This is a genomic window from Micromonospora sp. NPDC047753, from assembly GCF_040642735.1.
Classification (GTDB): Bacteria; Actinomycetota; Actinomycetes; order Mycobacteriales; family Micromonosporaceae; genus Micromonospora.
Genome location: NZ_JBEYSL010000847.1, coordinates 1 through 1440, shown reverse-complemented (window position 1 = coordinate 1440; position 1440 = coordinate 1). Strand labels below are relative to the sequence as shown.

Annotated in this window: 1 protein-coding gene and 2 pseudogenes; 1 reads left to right on the top strand and 2 read right to left on the bottom strand. The window is 73.8% G+C overall.

The window, feature by feature from the left end; translation table 11 throughout:
* Together ABZ749_RS35150 and ABZ749_RS35145 are read right to left on the bottom strand one after the other, a co-directional pair.
* Positions 1 to 123: pseudogene (locus ABZ749_RS35150) on the bottom strand (SAM-dependent methyltransferase); the annotation flags it as partial.
* Positions 95 to 175 (bottom strand): annotated as a pseudogene (locus ABZ749_RS35145) (WhiB family transcriptional regulator); the annotation flags it as partial. The pseudogenes ABZ749_RS35150 and ABZ749_RS35145, both read right to left, overlap by 29 nt.
* A 253-nt stretch (positions 176 to 428) precedes the next feature.
* Here ABZ749_RS35145 and ABZ749_RS35140 point away from each other — a divergent pair.
* A complete protein-coding gene (locus tag ABZ749_RS35140) occupies positions 429 to 1244 on the top strand; it encodes a response regulator transcription factor (protein WP_355010074.1) in 816 nt (271 codons plus the stop codon).
* Positions 1245 to 1440 lie beyond the last annotated feature (196 nt).

Below are 1440 nucleotides of genomic sequence, written 5' to 3'. Positions count from 1 at the left end.
GAAGACCCCGTCGACCCTTGCCACGTCGAACCCGGTCGCGTCGCCGCACTCGACGGTGAACAGCTCGGCCAGGCCGGCCGCCTCGGCGTTGGCGGTCGCGCCCTCGGCAGGCACCGAGTCGCTGCCAGTCCCAGAGATCGACGATGGGTCCGGGCAGTCTACGTACGTTCGACATCAGCACCCCTCCTCCCGCGCGGCTCCGCGAGAATCCTTATGGCCGGCATCCGGGCGGCGGGCCGCGCAGGCGCACCGTTCCCGGCCTGGATCTCCCGGTACCCGGGCTGTCGTCAACTCACACGTCTGTGATCGAAAACGTCCGAGAAATTGCGGCTTTTGCCCCATCTGTCGGAAAAGTTCGAAGGATTGCCGGGAACCCCCTCCCCAGCCGACCGCGTCATGGTCTGCTCGTTGGCGGAGAGGAGACCACAGTGCGTACCGTTCTTGTGTGCGTTCGGACACCACTCGCGGCCCAGCACCTTACTTCTGCTGCCGCGCGGCTGGGGTTGTCCGCGATCGTTCGTACCGCCGTCTCTGATCCCGAGGTGATGCTGCGGCTGGCCGAGCGACCGGCCGACGTGGTGCTGGCCGACACGGCCCTCACCCGGCCGGACAGCGCCGGCTTCGTCCGCCGGGTGTTGGCGCGTGCGCCGCAGGCGGCGGTGCTGCTGCTCGGCACCGAGGAGTCCGAGGCCGCGGCGGCCACCATCAGCGCCGGGGCCCGGGGGCTCATCCAGAATGTCGACCATGATCTGACCAGCGCGGTGGCGAAGGCGCTCCTGCTGCTCACCGCGCCTGGCCGAGCTTCCCGGCAGCGGATCACCGATCCGGCCCGCGACGCGGCGGCGGTGGGTGGTTCCGGCCGCTCCGGGCCGTCGCCGCGCGGTTCCGGCGAGCCCGGCTGGACGGCCACAGCAGCCGACGGGCCGGCCGGCGTGGCGTCGGTGCCGGTGCAGCGGGGCGACGACGAGGCGGAAGCGGGGACCGGTGAGTCGCCGGCGCAGACCGACCCGGGCCGTCCCGCCCCGAACGCCCGACCCAGTAGGGCGTCGATCGGCCTCACCGAGCGTGAGCTTCAGGTTCTGCTGGGCATGGCCGAGGGCAAGAGCAACGCGGAGATCGGCCGGGAGCTCTTCGTCTCGGAGGACACCGTCAAGACGCACGCCCGCCGGCTGTTCCGCAAGCTTGGCGCTCGGGACCGGGCCCACGCGGTGGCGGCGGGCTTCCGCGCCGGTCTGGTGGCCTGACACCCGGGCAACGCCGCCGCACGGCACGCCGCGCGGAAGCGAGCACGCCGCACGGCACGCCGCGCAGAAGCGAGCACGCCGCGCAGCCGGGGCACGCCGCGCAGCCGGGGCACGCCGCGCAGCCGGGGCACGCCGCGCAGCCGGGGCACGCCGCGCAGCCGGGGCACGCCGCGCGGCCGGGGCACGCCGCGCGGCC